The 17,078-nt window shown below is 52.9% G+C and carries 16 protein-coding genes; 4 read left to right on the forward strand and 12 right to left on the reverse strand.

The features are described 5' to 3' along the window. The coding region (locus CO251_RS15930; RefSeq protein ID WP_207654701.1) for a helix-turn-helix domain-containing protein at positions 1 to 216 on the reverse strand (216 nt) is incomplete at its 3' end. Between the two features lie 206 nt (positions 217 to 422). Between CO251_RS15930 and CO251_RS15935 the strand changes: the two genes are divergently transcribed. Continuing rightward, entirely contained in the window at positions 423 to 1,157 is a 735-nt protein-coding gene (locus tag CO251_RS15935) for a hypothetical protein (protein ID WP_146039117.1), read from the forward strand. A gap of 266 nt (positions 1,158 to 1,423) precedes the next feature. Here the strand turns inward: CO251_RS15935 and CO251_RS15940 are convergent, their stop codons facing one another. From CO251_RS15940 to CO251_RS15955, 4 genes are all read right to left on the reverse strand, one after another. Then, positions 1,424 to 2,410: an AAA domain-containing protein gene (locus CO251_RS15940; RefSeq protein WP_255398216.1), complete on the reverse strand. Its 987-nt coding sequence runs from the start codon at positions 2,408 to 2,410 to the stop codon at positions 1,424 to 1,426. Then, positions 2,400 to 4,178 (reverse strand): DEAD/DEAH box helicase, encoded by a 1,779-nt coding sequence (locus tag CO251_RS15945; protein ID WP_103376807.1) that lies wholly within the window; start codon positions 4,176 to 4,178, stop codon positions 2,400 to 2,402. Before CO251_RS15945 ends, CO251_RS15940 begins: the two co-directional genes overlap by 11 nt. After that, complete coding sequence (locus tag CO251_RS15950) at positions 4,175 to 5,428, reverse strand: DUF4011 domain-containing protein (protein WP_158246398.1); 1,254 nt, start codon at positions 5,426 to 5,428, stop codon at positions 4,175 to 4,177. Before CO251_RS15950 ends, CO251_RS15945 begins: the two co-directional genes overlap by 4 nt. A gap of 289 nt (positions 5,429 to 5,717) precedes the next feature. Then, complete coding sequence (locus CO251_RS15955) at positions 5,718 to 6,377, reverse strand: peroxiredoxin (protein WP_242968653.1); 660 nt, start codon at positions 6,375 to 6,377, stop codon at positions 5,718 to 5,720. 201 nt (positions 6,378 to 6,578) lie between these two features. Here CO251_RS15955 and CO251_RS15960 point away from each other — a divergent pair, with 201 nt between their 5' ends. Continuing rightward, on the forward strand, positions 6,579 to 7,061 hold the full coding sequence (locus CO251_RS15960; RefSeq protein WP_103376809.1) for a flavin reductase family protein: 483 nt from the start codon (positions 6,579 to 6,581) through the stop codon (positions 7,059 to 7,061). Positions 7,062 to 7,185: 124 nt separating this feature from the next. Here CO251_RS15960 and CO251_RS15965 read toward each other — a convergent pair whose 3' ends face one another. From CO251_RS15965 to CO251_RS15975, 3 genes are all read right to left on the reverse strand, one after another. Next, positions 7,186 to 8,049 (reverse strand): MurR/RpiR family transcriptional regulator, encoded by an 864-nt coding sequence (locus CO251_RS15965; RefSeq protein WP_242968654.1) that lies wholly within the window; start codon positions 8,047 to 8,049, stop codon positions 7,186 to 7,188. A 320-nt stretch (positions 8,050 to 8,369) separates the two neighbouring features. Beyond that, a complete protein-coding gene (locus CO251_RS15970; protein ID WP_103376810.1) occupies positions 8,370 to 9,542 on the reverse strand; it encodes an MFS transporter in 1,173 nt (390 codons plus the stop codon). A gap of 352 nt (positions 9,543 to 9,894) precedes the next feature. Then, complete coding sequence (locus tag CO251_RS15975) at positions 9,895 to 10,464, reverse strand: FAD-dependent oxidoreductase (protein WP_103376811.1); 570 nt, start codon at positions 10,462 to 10,464, stop codon at positions 9,895 to 9,897. A 178-nt stretch (positions 10,465 to 10,642) separates the two neighbouring features. Here CO251_RS15975 and CO251_RS15980 point away from each other — a divergent pair, with 178 nt between their 5' ends. Continuing rightward, positions 10,643 to 11,224 (forward strand): hydrolase, encoded by a 582-nt coding sequence (locus tag CO251_RS15980; RefSeq protein WP_103376812.1) that lies wholly within the window; start codon positions 10,643 to 10,645, stop codon positions 11,222 to 11,224. Between the two features lie 154 nt (positions 11,225 to 11,378). Here the strand turns inward: CO251_RS15980 and CO251_RS15985 are convergent, their stop codons facing one another. The 3 genes from CO251_RS15985 to CO251_RS15995 form a co-directional block, all read right to left on the reverse strand. Further along, the gene (locus CO251_RS15985) at positions 11,379 to 12,548 is read right to left on the reverse strand and encodes a PLP-dependent aspartate aminotransferase family protein (RefSeq protein ID WP_103376813.1); all 1,170 of its coding nucleotides are present in this window, start codon (positions 12,546 to 12,548) and stop codon (positions 11,379 to 11,381) included. A gap of 223 nt (positions 12,549 to 12,771) precedes the next feature. Beyond that, positions 12,772 to 14,028, reverse strand: coding sequence for an APC family permease (locus CO251_RS15990; protein WP_103376814.1), 1,257 nt, complete (start codon positions 14,026 to 14,028; stop codon positions 12,772 to 12,774). 565 nt (positions 14,029 to 14,593) lie between these two features. Then, a complete protein-coding gene (locus CO251_RS15995) occupies positions 14,594 to 15,193 on the reverse strand; it encodes a GNAT family N-acetyltransferase (protein WP_103376815.1) in 600 nt (199 codons plus the stop codon). Positions 15,194 to 15,460: 267 nt separating this feature from the next. On the opposite strand from CO251_RS15995, the gene CO251_RS16000 reads away from it, so the two are divergent. Then, entirely contained in the window at positions 15,461 to 15,814 is a 354-nt protein-coding gene (locus tag CO251_RS16000) for a c-type cytochrome (protein ID WP_158246399.1), read from the forward strand. 507 nt (positions 15,815 to 16,321) lie between these two features. On the opposite strand, the gene CO251_RS16005 is transcribed toward CO251_RS16000, so the two are convergent. Next, positions 16,322 to 17,029 (reverse strand): GntR family transcriptional regulator, encoded by a 708-nt coding sequence (locus tag CO251_RS16005; RefSeq protein WP_103376994.1) that lies wholly within the window; start codon positions 17,027 to 17,029, stop codon positions 16,322 to 16,324. Between the last annotated feature and the right edge of the window lie 49 nt (positions 17,030 to 17,078).

A 17,078-nucleotide genomic window follows, 5' to 3' on the forward strand; every position in this document is an offset into this window, starting at 1 on the left:
TCTGGTCGTGGCTGGAGACTCGCGCATAGGCAACGGTGCGCCGGTTTGCCGTATCAGCACCATGAAACCACTCAGGGCGCAGCTTCGCCAATAGCGCCGGTGGCCGCCGGGCGTATGTTCGGCCATGAGCCGGCCTTCCGCCTCCCAGCGTCGCAGAGTGGTCATGGATACGCCCAAGGCTTTGGCCGCCTCCCTTATGCTAACTAATCTCTCCATTTTGGATAGTATAAGTTAGCTTTGGTTAGTTATCAACCGAACTGTTAAAGCCCTTGTCGCCGACGTCGTCCACTCCCCCCACAGCCCCCCCAGAGTTATTGCCTTCATATGCTTCGGCCCATCCTCCAGAACCTCTCGAATTTCTTGAAGAATTGCAACGCCCTACCATATCGCCACAGCGGAAATGGCGGTGGGTCCATATTGGGGTGATCGCCGCCGGGCTTCTTGTGGTCGGAAAATATGCCGCGGCCAGTTCATGGCATATTGTCACGACCACAACGCCAGCTCCATCATCCGACACCGGCGTCAAACCATATAGCATGCTCGTTAATTACCATTATACCCCAGGGGTAAATCCGCTTCCGACCGTAGATCAAGGACTGCCCCCGACGACGAATGGGTCGGGCGTTACGACTTACTCTGCCGCGATGCAACCGACGGTATTTTTAGGGGCATGGACATGGCAAACTTTTGCTACATTGTCGGCCCAGACCGGCGTCCCCATAACTTCACGCACGTGGCAGGAAACGGGATTACCGCTGTTATGGATTCAAACACCGACGGTAATTGAAAACGCGATGCCCCTGCATTCGAGTCCGCCAACGTACATTCCGGAAGCCTTTCCGGCTTTTAACACGATCCTTCATGCGTCGTGGCAAATTGTTACCCCTACGACGGAGGTTATTGTCGAGCAAACTACTGGTCATCCGGGAGACCTCCGGGTAGGGATTGCCTGGAGTCAAAATGGGTTTAGTGCGGGGGGTGTCATGAACGCCGGCATTCAAGCGCGATATATGATTGATGTGCCACGGCAAGACAAATGGGCTGCCTTAGCAGCCATGACCACAATAACCCCCAACGGTCCCAATATTACAAATGCCCAAGAAGGCCAGAACTACCCCGATACCAGTTCTATTCCGGTCACACCGCCGTTATGGTAACAGACCATGATGAGCTCCTCATCGGGTAGGATATTCCAAGCGCTGTGCTAGACACCCGTGGGTGCGAAAGAATGTGAAAGGACTCCATAGCTTGCATGCGCATTCCGCTAAATTCGTTAACTGCGTATTCGGCTGCCATCCTACAATAGTAATAATCTCTAAGGACCCACGTGCTGACTTGTTTGGCGAAAGGTCTAACATCCTTTTGTACTTGCCTGAGTCAACGGGTCCGCCCCTTAGGGCCGGACCGTTGACAGCTTTGTGCCCTATGCGCCTGATGGCGGGGTCATTGATACTCTGTCACGCCATTGATTAATGGCGCCGTGCAGCCGGGTTTCAATGCGCGGCCCCCGCCGTTTATAACCTAAAAGCGACATCAGTTCCTTAACAAGCTCTTCATTTGTACGCAAACGACCATCTGATTCGAGCCAGGCGATCAATTGGACTAATTCCTCATCGCCTCGTTGGTCAATGGAAAGACCTGGCGTCACCTTGGGCGGTGGCCCCTGTGGGGTCATCGCCTTCACCGGCATTTGTACACTTTTTTCGATGATAGGGCCAAGATGAGACGTACTTGTGTCCGCCGCCGTGATAGCCGCTTGGTACGCCCTGAGGACGCGTTCGACTTCTCCCCCGGGGTTTCTAAACCACTCGGTCGACCAAATCCGATGAAATCGCCAGCCTAAGGCTTCAAGTTGCTGTTGGCGCAACCGGTCCCGGTCGCGAGCGGTGGGGGCCGCGTGGTAGGACGCGCCGTCACACTCAATGGCCAAAACAAATTCTCCCGGCCTCTTAGGATGCTTCACGGCAAAATCCAGCCGATATCGCGAGACACCCCACTGGGGGACCAGCGCTAATCCTTTCGCCGTCAACGCATCGCGGACCGCCAATTCAAACGGGTTCAAAGGCACGTCATCGTGGTTGTCTTCCCGTTCTAAACGGTCCCCGTGAGATTCTGCATACTCGAGGAACGCGCGCAACAACTCCACACCACGAGACATTTTGCGTTCAGGGTCCATATCGCGAGAATCAAACGAGGACACGACCGTCAGGGTTTTTCGGGCCCGGGTGATGGCGACATTAAGTCGCCTTTCCCCTCCATTATGTAATAGTGGGCCAAAACGGTAAGGAAGCGTACCACTACGATCCTTGCCGTATCCAATAGATAAGATGACCGCATCACGCTCGTCACCTTGTACCCGTTCCAAGTTTTTGACGAAAAAATGTTCGGGTTTATGCGCGTCAAAAAAAATCGGCTAAGTCTGAGTGAGAGCGCAGGGCTGCATCTAAAGCCATTTGAATGCGTTCCGCATGCTTAATGCCCATGGTGATGACGCCTAGGGAATCCTGGGGGCGCTCCTTGGCATGTGAAAGGATCAATTGCACCACGCGTTCTGCTTCTGCCGCGACACTTTGAGCATCTTGGTCAGTGCCCGCAGTTTGGGGTACTAAAACATGACGCACTGGCCGATCGTGACCACGGCCAGGAAAGGTAATGAGGCTGTTGCCATAGATATGGTGGTTGGAAAAAGCAATCAGCCGTTCGTCGCGGCTACGGTAGTGCCAACGTAGCCACCAGGGAGACGTCATTCCCGACATCAGATCTAAAACACTTTCATATCCCTCAAAAGGTAACGCTTCGTCATCCTCGATGTCCTCTGGGGTCGAAGCAAAAAATGGCGTCGGTGGCAGCTGATGATTGTCCCCTGCGATGACCGTCTGCTTCCCGCGCGCAATAGCGGCAATGGCATCTTCAGGCAGCACCTGGCTGCCTTCATCGAACAAGACCAAATCAAACAAGGTTTGCGCGGGCAGCAATTGACTAACACTCAGCGGACTCCCTACCCAGCAAGGACGGAGCGCCAATAAAGCATGGGGCGCCCGTTGCAAAAACTTTCGAAGCGATAAATGTCGCGACTTTTTCTGCGATTCTTGGCGTACCAATTGCTCTTCTTGTCCGAACGCATTAAGCATGGTGATAGCAGCAGATGCGTGGTGCCGTGATACGCGTAAGCGTGCAATATGCAGGCGGTCTTGGTCATCCGATCGAAACTCTTCAATGACACGCTCGTGATTTTCTCGCGTAAACGCGCCCAACTCCGGGTCCCCAGACAAAATGTGGTCGACCGCTGAGGAATAGACCGCATAGCGAAACGCCTGACGCCACTCCTCAGCAGGAATTTGGCGGTTCTCCAACTCGTCAAGCAAGGGCCCCATATTCGCCCCTTGCAGGGCTTCGCGCAACTGGTGGGCACGCACCATGCGGTGCGGTGTAACCCGGTCATCGGCCAGGGCGTGTAACATCGATTCCCATCCATGCCAATCATGATCCCAAATCGGCAACCCCAGCCGTGTCAAGTGATTCAGAGCATCTCTCACCTCAGCCCATAGGGCGAGGTGGACTTGGTGGTCGTCAGGGACTCGAGGGATGCCTTGGCTCCCCCGCTCGAGCCACTGCGCTTGTTGGTCGACCAAACGCTCGACATCGTCAGGCTGAACCGCACCCGCAATCCGGTATTGTGCCAATGTTTTAAGAGCGTCTTTAAAGCGCGTATCAGTAAGGCGGTGCACAAAAGCGGAGAATACCCCGCGTCTAGCGGGTTCCAAAGCACTGGCCATTTCTTGCAAATCCAGCGCATACACCTCAGAGCGATAGAGGGTTTGCAATTCCGCAATTTGAGGAAAAAGCGTCAGCATGCGGTCGATATCCTGCAACGTCCTCACCTGCCCGTATTCCCCATTCTCAATCCATATGGCCCGACTGCGAAATTCTGGCCACAGCCGGTCGCGAAGATTTTGCACGATGGCCAAGGTCGTAGCTACTTCCTCTACGGTGACGAATCTTGCCTGGGCCCATGACGATGTGGTAATGGATTGCAGTCCAGCCAACTCTTTTAACTGCTCTTCGGCATGGGCTTTCGATTCGGGTGTCCAGCGTTCTAAGGCGGAAGCCGTCCAACGGGTCCCCACCCGGGGTCCGCTATTCATCAATAACTCGCCTTGCAAACGATATAAACTCATTTGAAAGGGTTCCCGTGCGCGATGAAGCTTTTCGACGTAGCGATTGAGTCGATTGCGACGCTCGACCAATCGCTGATGAAGACCATGAGTCGATTGCGACGCTCGACCAATCGCTGATGAAGACCATTGGACTCAACCGGCTCGGCATTCCGAATTCGGTTCAAACTGGATCCGAGTTGGTTCGCAATCATTTTCTTCGATTGTTCAGCCGCCTGCAAATCCAATGCCAGATAATCCAGACCCACATCCTTTAAGCGGCCTAGCACCACATCAAGAGCCGCACGCTTTTCGGCCACAAATAGAACACTTTTGCCGCGCGCCGCATATTCGGCAATGATATTGACAATGGTTTGACTTTTTCCAGTTCCTGGCGGGCCCAAAATAACGCCTGAACGCCCTTGAATGACGGTTCGAATCACTTGTTGTTGACTAGAGTCCGCATCGAGTAACGTAAACTCATCATCCGGTGGGATTTGATCAAGCTCGGCGATGTCTGCGGGGGATCCGCCGGCAAATAAGCGGGTGATGGCGTCCGGATCGCCAGCAAGGGCCGCAACGAGGTCATTTTCGATCAATGCCTCGCCTAGCTCGTTGAGATCTTCCACCATGGCCATTTTTTGAAAAGAAAAGTTGCCCAAAATCGCGATATCCTGAACGGTAAATCCAGGCACTTCATGGGCCTGTTGTTGAATCGCCTGACCCTGGCGCTTCAATGCTTCCCAATTGGCGGGAAGGTCTTCATCGTTGAGAACAACGCCAAAATCCTTCCGTAATACGTGAAGCAGAATCGGATTAACCCGGATCTCTCCTGTACGCATGATGCGGTATTTCATGTGGAGAAGGCCATCGGACTCCAACTGAATGGGCACCAGCCAGATTGGAGCCACGGGATCACGCCCACTATCACTGGTTCGCCATGTGGCCAATCCCGCTGCCAGGTATGCCGTGGTCATCCCTTTTTCCTCAAAATTGCTCTGCGCCTTATCAGAAATCGTGCGCAATTTTTTGAGATCGTCTTCTCGGTTCGCCAAGTATTCCGTTAGATCGAAGGCCTCGTCTCCAAAGAGCTGGTCGATAAATTGCGCATTGACCGGATCGAAACGCAGCGATCCCGTTTTGAGATCCCGGTAATATAACAGGTTGTTGCGCCTGCCTAAGTCAAAGAGTTTTTCTTGCCATTTTTGACGCGCTTCTGTGACGACCTGGCGGCGTAGTGTGGTCGTGTTTTGCTCCGGTATAATCGTATTCACCTGTGTTATCCCTTTCGACGAGTTTTCATGGGTTCTTCTCTTACCATATTGACGATACGCTGTCATTAATCCTATGCGACCAAGACGACGTTGCCGCATGTTTCCGGTCTTTCCTTAAGGAAAATATCTCTATACAATACTACCGCACAATGAATGTCGCTCAGAACCGCTTTTCTAAAGTTCCCATTTTAAGAATCATAGTCTTTGCCGCCGCCCCAGAGCTGGTGAGAACCCTACGATGTAAAAACGGCCTGCCGCTTGGCAGACCGTAGGGACAATCTAGAAGTTGTTAAAGCTTCTTGGTGCAAAAGTACCACGCTTTGCAATCGACATCTTTTTGCGCCGACCGTTCATCAAGCGATTTGACCGTGTTAGGCGGAGAGACGATGACGGGATCTCCGGGCTGCCAGTTGGCGCCTGTATTCACCTTGTATTGGTCGACCGTCTGCAAAGACTTCAATACACGGATGACTTCATCAATATTTCTTCCGGTGGTCATCGGATAATAAATCATGAGGCGCAAAATACCCTCGGGGTCGATGATAAAGAGCGCGCGCACCGCTTGCGTCGTGGCGGCCTTCGGATGAATCATCCCGTAGAGTTTCGACACGTGCATGTCCAAGTCGGCAATAATCGGAAATGGCGTGTGTTGTCCGAAGTCCTTTTGAATCGAATTGACCCATGCTAAATGGGAAAACACCGAGTCAATGCTTAATCCCAATAGCTGCACATTCATTTCATCGAATTCTTTCTTGCGCGCAGAAAATCCCATAAACTCCGTGGTGCACACCGGCGTAAAGTCGGCGGGGTGGGAATACATCACGACCCACTTACCGCGAAAGTCCGATAAGCGGATGTGGCCAAAGGTGGTATCCGCTTCGAATTCTGGAGCGGGCTCATTCAGCCGAGGCATCGGTTGGATATCATAATTCTGCATGGTGTCCATCATTATTCCTCCTCAATATGTTCTAGGACTTTGTCCTATTGGATACAAGATACACTTAAACCTCATCCCTTGTCAAGCATTCCCTCCAGACATGCAGAGCATGCAGGCGGCGTGGCCAATAAAGTTCCGCATCCGAAAATAGTCAAGCACGGTGAAATGTGCTATGAATGATAGAGAACGTCGTGACCACTCAGGAGGGATCTTATGGACCAAGAAGCCAAGAAACGCAGCTTACGGATGATTACATATGGGTTATACATTCTCACCGCCAAAGACGGCGACGATGTGAGTGCCGGTACCGTAAACTGGCTGTCACAAGCGTCTTTTGCACCGCCCCTGATTATGGTGGGCGTCAAAAAAGACAGCCATTTGCATGAAATCGTCGAGAAAACAGGCCATATGGCTCTCAGTATCTTGGGTTCTGCCCAAAAAGACATTGCCGCGGACTTTTTTCGTCCGACAAATGTGGAAGGCAGTCAACTCAATGGCCACGAGTTCGAATTTTCCCCTGAATATGGCTTGCCGTTATTAACCGAGACCCCGGCGTGGTTTGAAGCTCGCGTGACGGATGCCGTTATGCGCGGCGACCATACGATTTTTGTGGCGGAAGTGACCGGTGCAGGGGTTCGCCAACCCGACGCAGTGCCTTTGGTTATGCGGGAAACTGGCTGGTTTTACGGAGGCTAGCCTTAAGGCCCGGGGGAGTCTCCCGGGCCTTTTCCTTTGATTCGAAGGCACACGACGCTAAACCTACCCTAATTCTCAAAATCGCCTGAGCCAAAAAAACTTGTCAACGCAGACCTTCTTATCCCTACCGCTGTCGCGTCCAAAATGCATGGTTCGCCTGATCGCGAGCTTCCAATGCCTCTAGTCGCTGGCTTAAGCCGGGACGCAAAGCGGCCACTTGGCGGATAATATAGTTAATCAACACGAAAGGCGCGGCATAGGAATCGAAGAGGGAAGCGCTCGCGACAGGTACTACAACCACAGGATCAGCGAGTTGCACCGCGGGGGACACCCACCTGTCCGTAAACGCCGCAATGGGAATATTGTCTTGCCGTAAACGTTCGAGCCATGTAATTAAAGGCTGCGGATAGCGTGGAAAGACCCATGCCACAACCAATGCCTCAGGATCTGGGTTGAGTCCAAACGTTTCCCATAATGGCGTGTTCGGCGTTGCGATTTCCACCCCATCTTTCACTTTGCTGAGAAAATATGCGGCATAGGGCACAATGGTCGACGACGCGCGAGCCCCCGCCAGGACGACACGGCGTGCGCCTGCTATGGCCTTGGCCATCTCTTGCACGTGGCTATCCGCAACTAACGCCGGTAATCCTTCGAGATTCTGAATCTCTTGAGCGACCAAAAGATCCGCTTGGGCCGACCATTCAGGTTGAACATAGACGGCCCGATCTGGCGTGTTCCATTGTTCGCGTACCAAGCCTTGCAACGTCCTGACAAAATCGGTATAGCCGGAAAAACCCATAGCCACACTGAAGCGGGTGATGGAGGCTTGGCTTACGCCAATGACGTGAGCTAGCTCACTAGCCGTCATAAAAGAGACTTCACGATAACGTTCAGAAATATACTCGGCAATTTGCTGATTAATCGATGACGTTTGGGCGGCGGCTGCCACCTGAGCGTGAAAGGTTTCTAAGGTCATAGCTTTATGCAAAATGTCCTCCCTGGATAAAACCTCTGCTCCGCGACTGCCCAAGGGCTGTTTCCACGTTCCGAATCAGTCCTAGCCCGCGCGCCCAGGGGTTTCATGCATTGGTCCGTTGCAACCTTGACAACACGATCATACAACACCCGGGGCGTCTGGTGCTGAGCGCGACACGATCATAGCACGACCGCCACACCGGGAAAAGTCGCTAGTCGCCAGTCGACAAAAATTCCCCGGCCATCGCAAGAAATGGCCGGGGAAAAGCGATTGCCTTTAGGGGCCTGGGGACTTTACACATCCCCGAGCCTTCTTCGTTTGCAACACGCCTCTTATATCTTTTTTAAGCGTAATGAAAATGGAATGCTCAGCAATACCAAGATGGCAGTAATCGTTAAGGCTTCTTGACTGCCCACGCGCGTAGCAATCATACCGATGCCACCTACGGCTAAAGCTCCTAGGGTATTGCCAATCCCCAACGTCAATCCTGAGGCCATGCCCTTATTCTCCGGGAAGAGCGCTTGCCCATACACCATTACCACAGAACCCGTGGAATACAATGAGAATCCGAGCAATCCGATGCTTAGCCAGATGCCAATGCCGCTTGCGTGCAAAAACGCCCATAGAAAAAGGCTCGACAATACGGCGGATCCAATCAAGACAGGCTTGGGGCCCAATTTATCCGAAATAGCCCCACCGGTCATATTGCCAATGCTCCCCACCAAAAACAGGGTGGACAATAATGCCGCCGATTGGCTTAAGGGCCGGTGTAAGTGATGCCACATAATCGGGAGCAATGTCATGGTAGCCATGGACGCCATATTTCGCAACATGACCACGGCTAACAGGGTGCCCGCATGCTTCAAGCCTTGGCGAAAGGCCGGGGTCCATATTTTTTGGTTGCGGATTTTAGGACGCGGGGCCGGACGCATCACAAACCACATGACAATCGCCATGGCCATTCCGGGTAGCGCTAATACCCATAAGCCGTGTCGCCCCAAATATAAGAATGTCGTGGTCGCCGCGATCGGGGCGATCGCGCGTCCAAAATTGCCCCCTATCATAAATAGACTCATGCCTAAGCCTTTACGTGAACCCGAGAGCTCCCCAACCAGAGCCGAGGCATGAGGATGAAATGCGGCATTTCCTAACCCGCCGATGAGCAAGGCTGCCACAAAGACGGCATAAGACGGGGAAAACGCTAAAGCCGTAGCTGACACCAAGCTGCCCACAAAAAGGCCGCCGGCCACAAACATGCGAGTTCCCACCCGGTCGGCCCACAATCCCATAAGCGGCTGCAACATTTGTGTCGTTAAGGCGGCGATGGAACTGAGTAAACCCGCCAACGCGACAGAGAAATGCATGCTCACCATCAGGACCGGTAACAACGCTGGATATAAATTCGGATACGCATCATTCAAAAAGTGCGAAAACGTATAATAGCCCGTCTTCCATGATGGGCGACTTGCCTTTGCTGACGCCGCAATCGTTCCCCCCGAGACCATCTGCGCTACCCTTCCTTCTTTGAACTGTCATTATCAGTATACTGATTTCGTATCTTCTGCCAATAGTCCAGTGGGTGGATTTTTCTTTTGGGCATCCGTGTGGGCAACAGGCGTCAGTGTGGCAGCGCAGTGGATTCGCGAAGCATGAAGAAGCACGGCGTAGTACGGCTCAACCCACCTGGCAGGCCAAGATATGTCTTTTAAGCCCTGCGCCGTGGGCCGACCTTAGTGGTAAAATCCTGTTACTCGCCGAGATTTTTGTTCAACCCCGAGACCTCTTCAAGCGACGTCCCCACGAAAAAATAACGAAGGCCTCCACATTACGAGGCCCTCGTCACGTCACTGCTTGACCTTAGTCCGGTTTGTAAACATCATGATCCACATAACGGTTCCCTGATAACTCGCTTAGTAGATTAATCGCCACTTTGGCTCCATCGCCTGCAGTAATAATCGTATGCATGCTGACTCCTGCAAGGGTTCCGGCGGCCCATATGCCGTCCACCGAAGTTTTGCCCGCGGCATCCGTCGCCACAATCGTTTTAATTCGCGGTTCCGTGCCCGGCTTGGTCTCAACCCCGATACGTTCAGCCAAATCGGTATAAAGACCGGTGGCGAGAATTACTTGTTTCGCTTGATAGACGTGGTGTTCCGTCTCGATGTCAAAGCCTCCACCATCGCGCGGAACAATATTGGTGACCTGTTCATCTGTGATCTCCGCTCCTAATTCCCTGGCTTGGGATTTTCCAAGCTCGACCATTTCAGGTCCCGTCAAAGTGCCTGCCCCATAATGGTTTTTTATCAAGGCTCGTCGCGTGACACTTAACCCATTGTCAAACATGAGGGTTTTTTGCCCGGCTTTTGCTAAAAACATCGCGGCGCTGGCCCCTGCCGGCCCAGCCCCGATAATTGCGACATCATACATCGGTTCTTTTCTCCTTCCAAGCCTTTCATGGGTGAGTCTTCGCATGTTTAGCATACCAGACAGGAATGGGTCCCTCAACGAAGGCGGCAAAGATTGGTATAATATTTCTAGCATATCCGAAGTGATATGTGTTGACACCGGTCCCGATGCCACCGACTTTGAAAATGGAGGAACCAAAATGCCTGAACCTTTAACGCTTGACCCTCAACATACGGCATTAGTCGTGATTGACTTGCAAAAAGGCATTGTCGGTATGCCTGCTGCACCACATAGTACCAGTACCGTGGTCTCCAACGCAGCTAAATTGGCAGACGCATGCCGAGCCGCTGGGGTATTCGTTGTGTTAGTCCATGTGGGACCGTCCCCCGACCGCAAAGACGCGCTAAATCCTCTGACTGATCAAGAAAACAGTTGGCCCACACCGCCTCCGGGTTGGGACGAAATTGTGCCGGAAATGGGGCCAAAACCGGGCGATCATATTGTTCGTAAACGGCAATGGGGTGCCTTTTATGGAACGGACTTGGACTTGCAGCTAAGGCGGCGTGGCATTAACACCATTGTGTTAGCGGGCATATCCACTAACTACGGCGTCGAAAGCACCGCTCGCGATGCTTATGAACGTGGTTACCAACAGGTCTTTGTTGAAGATGCCTGTTCCGCGCGCTCTGCTGAAGATCACGCGTTCGCCTTTCGTGTGGCCTTAAGCCGCATCGGACGCATCCGTTCGACAGACGAAGTTATTCAGAGCCTACAAGCTTAACGCTCAGGGGATAAACGCCCGTGCTTACGCACCGCGTTTATCCTTACCCTATCACACCAAGACTGCCTCTTCTCGCGGCGACCTTAATGTCACGACACTATCCGTGGAGAAGAACATGCTATAGTTCTGGAGCATTCGAAGGTACTCACGCGTGTCAAAGCGAATGGCTTAGCGCTTGAACAAAATCGTCAATAATATCGCTGCTGGATTCAATACCTACAGAAATACGCACAATACTCTCATCAATCCCTACAATCTCTTTCTCTTCAGAGGTTAACTCGCGGTGTGATGCCACCACAGGATGGGAAATGGTCGTCGCGACGTCTCCAAGACTTGGCACCAACCGCACCCGGTCGAGGTGACGGATCATCGTCTGAACGCCCTCATATCCACCGTCCACAGAGATCGACACAATGCTTCCAAAGCCCCGCTGCAGAAGGCGTGTTGCCACCTCATGATCGGGGTGAGATGGCAAGCCCGAGTAATAGACACGGCGCACGCCCTGGGCCTGCTCTAATGCCTGCGCCAGCTCAAGCGCATTTGTGCTCGCTTGCCGCATACGCAAAGCCAACGTGCGTGCCCCGCGTAAGCAAAGCCATGAGGCAAAAGGATCGGGGGTAAAGCCCGCCGCATCCACAATGTGCGATGCGCGCTGAATCGTGTCATGGACCCCCACCACGACTCCCAAGATGAGATCACTATGCCCTCCGATGAATTTTGTCAGGGAGTGTACCACCAAATCCGCTGCCCACTGTAATGGCGTCGCATGAAACGGCGTCGCAAAGGTATTGTCAATCATGACAGGCACATGGTGCTCGTGAGCTATGGTAATAAGGTGCTCAAGATCACAGACACGCCCTAAGGGATTCGAAATACTTTCCATGATTAGGAGCCCCGCGCCTTGCCCCAGTGCGTCACGAACCGTTTCTGGGTTGTGGGTATCGACCCACTGCAAACGATATCCCATGGGACCCAATATATCACGGACAAGCCCGACCGTTCCCCCATAAATTTCCCGAGCTACAAGGATGCAACCGGGATGGGGCAGCAATGTCATAATGCCGGCTAGAAGTGCCGCGGTCCCCGACGATGTGACAAGGCCGGCCTCAGCCCCTTCTAAATTGGCGACAAATTGCCCAAGCGCCTCCGTGTTAGGATTTCCTCCGCGCGTGTAGGAATAACCGGGGCGTTGTCCGCTCAGCACTTCGTCGACTTCGTTAATATCCCGAAAGGCATAGGCAGCCGTTTGAAAAATTGGTGGGGATACCGCGTTATCAGGAGAAGGAACAAGGATGGGCTGAACCGCTTGCGAATAAATATCCATAGAGTATCCGCCCCTTTATGATGCGTGAGTACAATGAGACTACTTTTTACGCCCAGCTTGGTATTTGAGTCATTATAGCCGGGCTATAGCCTACACCGCAAGGCGGCCACAAATTCCTGTTCTCATGTCGCGACCTCCACGCACTTAAAACGCTTAGAGCACTGACGACTGTTTGTGTATTCGGTCATCATCTCATGTGTTAGAGGCAAACCGTCAGAAACGGTCAATATGTTTGGGGCGGTATTTCGTGAGTCGGCGCCATTGCCCATCCGGTTAGTCCTAAAACTGCAGGTAATAATGCGGCCCAACCGACAAAAATAAATGCAGCAAAACTCACGAGCCCAACAATCAGGGCCGCGAACCGTTCAGTGGGAGCTTTCAACAAACGCCACGCGGATGCCATAGCCAAAAGGTATAACGCAATAAACACCGCAGACGGCCAGGCAATTAATGTGGCCAGCGATACATCAAAGAGGGCTTTGGCACCTAAAACGATGGCAAACGGAATGACTAACATCGCCAGAACCCGGTACGGCGTGTGCCATGTGTCATGCAGCTTTGAAAAGTAAGGCGGCAAATCCCCAAGACGCGACTGGGCATAGACCAAACGCGAGAACCCCGCAATATACGTATGCATAGTGCCATAAGTAATGAGCAAGGCAATGACCGCGGTCAGCATGGCCCCCCACGGTCCCAGACCAAGTCCCACCAACTTGGCCAAGCCCGCACCACTGTGCCCCATATCGTACGATTTTGTCCCAATGGTTACCGTCACGACACTCAGATATAACACGTCGATAACCACCACAGCTAGCCCCAAAGACTTGGGGATGTTATGAACCGGGTCAACAAATTCTTCGGCCAAATGCCCGACCATTTCCCATCCCACAAATGCCCAGTATAACAACGCAATCGATTGACCAACAGGCCACCATCCATGCGGAGAAAAGGGGCCAAAGTTTCGCCAATGGACGGCCGTGACTGCGCTGGCTACGGCTGCGACGAGCAGGGCGCTAATCCCCAACACAATTCCCGTTGCTGTTTTTCCTGACCATTCCACGCCCAACAAATTGATCACCAGGGCCGTAACAAGTAATGCTGCGGCCAATAACACAATAGCTCCATTACTCCAATGAAGCAAAGCTCCCATATAGCCAGCGCCAATCAGTGCTGCTGCGGGCGCGGCGACGGGAACGGTGCCTAAATAGAGAATCCCGACCATTCGTCCTGCCCGGTCGCCAAAAGCCGCTCGAACATAGCTGGCAATGCCGCCTGCATCCGGATAGCGGGTTCCTAGTCGGCCAAAGGTCCACGCCGTAGGAATCGCGAGACAAGCCATCGTCAGCCATGCCACCATCGCAGCAGGACCTGCCATTTGGGCGGTGACTTCAGGCAAAATGAGAACGCCAGAACCCAAAACCCCCGCGATCGTCAACCCTGCGCCCTGACGCCACGTCAACACCTTGTTCAATGAGGCCACGACTGTTCTCTCCTAATCATGAGGTTGACTGCCCAGAGCCTCCATGGTGTATTTTAACCCACACAAAAAATAGGACGGACTGTCTCAATCCGCCGTCACGGCTAGGAGTATAACGCAAGGACACCTTGACTGTCGAGGTGGTGAACTTCTGCTCAGCTGCAGGAAGCAACATTTTGACTCCCAAATGGAAGAGAAGAACGATAACATCAATCGACGTGCGCTAGCGCATTGCGGATGGAGCCCACGCATTACGTCCGACGGTTTCACTTATACGTTAGATAGTGGCGCCGACACGTCCCTTCGGAGGCGAGGGGCTTTTTGCTAGACACTTCCCTCTGGACTATGGTTTTCCACGGCAAACGCGGTCATGGCGTATTATCAATCGGGGTGTATTTTCCGTAACCTCAACGCCCACACCCGTCAAAATGACGCCCTCTATTATTGTTTAAGCGAGACGATGTGGTCCTTCATCCAAGACCACTTTACGTTCCATGACCATTTTGCTGTCGTGGATCGCACGGGCTGGCTATGGGCGATCAAACTAGATAATAGCTGAGCTGCGGGGTCACTCAAAGGCGGAGCGTTTTCTCATCATGTCAACCCGGGCAAAATACTCCGGGGCAAGCAATCCATAATATTTTACCGTTCGAAATTGCCCTTTTGACCACACGTGATCCCAGAGCATCCCTTCATAGGTCAAGCCGAGCCGCTGATAAATGCGCTCCGCTTGGGTATCATCGCGTAAGCAACGTCCTGTTACCCGGTGAAGTTCCAAATCTGTAAACCCAAAACGTAAAATCTCCTGCCCTGCCTCCCATTCTATCCCTTGTCCCCAAAAGTCACGGGATAAAACATACGCATAGCGTGCTCTGTGACTTTTCCTATGCCAATGATCATCAAATCCGCAGCTACCAATCACTGTTCTTTGGCGTTTGTCTTCTATCGCCCAACAAAAATATGGGGCCACCGTATAGCGCTCAACCACCGACTGTACCCTTAACCGCGACGCATTCCCGTCCGCATGGGCTTCCCATAGCGTCCACTGAGTCACCATAAGATCCGAGGCGTACGCGAAGACATCTTCACTATCAGACAGCCTGAAAGGACGCAGAATTAACCGGGGCGTTTCTATTTGCGGCAAGCCTTTGCATACATCGAATCCCACAGACGCACCCCCATTTCGAGGATTTCAGGAGTTGGTTACCGACTTTAGTCTAACGCTCTTCATAAAGAAAATATTGTCACTTGTCTTCTTCATGTAAGACAAGGCCAGTCGAGACATTCAGACAGCCCTTTGCACAATCAGCCTGGGGTCGGCACGCCTCGGCATACGAATCGCATGACAGGTGGGGGACTTGTAGGAATAGGACACGAAGTGGACAGACACACTGTCATTAGACCACACAATTTGGCAATGAAAAGAGGGAGTCTAATGAACTATCGCGCCCTATTTGTTGGGTTTGGGGTTACCATGCTTCTCTTCACCGGTTGTGGCACCGAAAATCCTCCGACACCAACACCCAAATCCCTGCCCTATGAAAGCACGCTTCTAGGACGAGGCCACCAAATCTTTTCTAATACCTGCACTCCCTGCCATGGTCAAAACGGTCAAGGTATCAGCGGGCCCGCGTTATGGGGACCAAATTCTGCGGTCGCAGGATTTCCAGGATTTAGCCAACTTGAACAGTTTATTCAGCAGAATATGCCCGCCAGTAACCCCGGCTCTCTCACCCCTGCCCAAGCTCAGGCCGTTGCATCTTTTCTCTGGCATCAAAATCATCGGTAATGTCTTCTAGGTGAGTTACAGATTTGCCTTATGTCCGGTAGGGGTATGGCAACGATTCCTTGAATTTCGGGCCATAGGACCATAAGACAAGTAAATCCGCCGACGAATTATAAGGGGTTGTTCCGCTGCACACCCCGACTGCCCAATGTAACACATAGACGCAGCTGCGACTCACTCTGGGGAGTGGGGCACAACGACGGTCGTGTTGGTTTGCCGACGGGATCCAATGTCCCCACCCCTTGGCGGGCGGACGGCCGTTAGCGCGTTAGTCCATTCAGGCGAAGCAGCACGTCTTTCACCGGCTTGAGTGACCGTCCCCGACCAAGGCATGGCGGCCTTCAACCCCGGCCTATCGGCAATTTGGACAGAATGTTCCGTTAAGTCGCTTCCTCAGCCCGTTCGCTCACGAACGCTCCCCTCCCTCCTTCTGCCGCCGTCCTTGCTGCGCCGTGCTCCGTGATGGCAAACAGGCTTCGGTCGCCGACTATTTGCGGGTCCACAAGCCCCTTACAGAAGCGGGCCTGCCGTTTCGCTAGATGCTATATCGTCTATGTCGAGGGCCTGAGCCAACTCATACATCGGTCGTAGCCAGTTCGCCTCCATCACTGTTCCTAGGCGATCGAGGTCTTTCGTTTCGAAAGCACGAATCAGCTCTTCATGCTCTAGAACGGACGCCTCGCCAGGCGAGGCGTGGGTGAAGAATCGATACTTCAAGCGTCGAATGTGAAGTTGCAAAGTTCCGACGAAGGCGGTTATATAATGGTTCTCGGCCGTCTCGACAATGCGGTCATGAAACTCTTCGTCATGCTCCATGGCCTTGAAGACATCATGCTCCTTGAGAGACTCCGCAAAGCGGCCATTGATTTCTCGGAGCTCGTCAAGGATGCGCGAGGTCATTCTGGGCAAGGCCAACCGGACTGCAGCTCGTTGTAAGGCGGCTAGGGGCGGATACAGTTGATAAAGATCCCGCGCCTGCACAGCGCGGACACGGGTATCGCGCCCACGCCGCATCTCAACGAACCCTTGCGTTTCCAGAATGAGTAACGCTTCGCGGACGGGCGTGCGACTAATGCCCAGCGCTTCGGCGATGACCGCATCGGATATCCGCTCCCCGTCTCCCAAGGTGCCGTCAATAATCCAACGCTGAAGCAGTTCCATGGCATACGATTTCGACGAGTGTTGCGGGACCGGTGGGATGCGTGGTGGAATTGGCATCACCAATCTACCTCCTATTTGTTGCCTAAACTCTACCAAATATATTAGT

It is taken from the genome of Sulfobacillus sp. hq2, assembly GCF_002903155.1.
GTDB lineage: Bacteria > Bacillota > Sulfobacillia > Sulfobacillales > Sulfobacillaceae > Sulfobacillus > Sulfobacillus thermotolerans.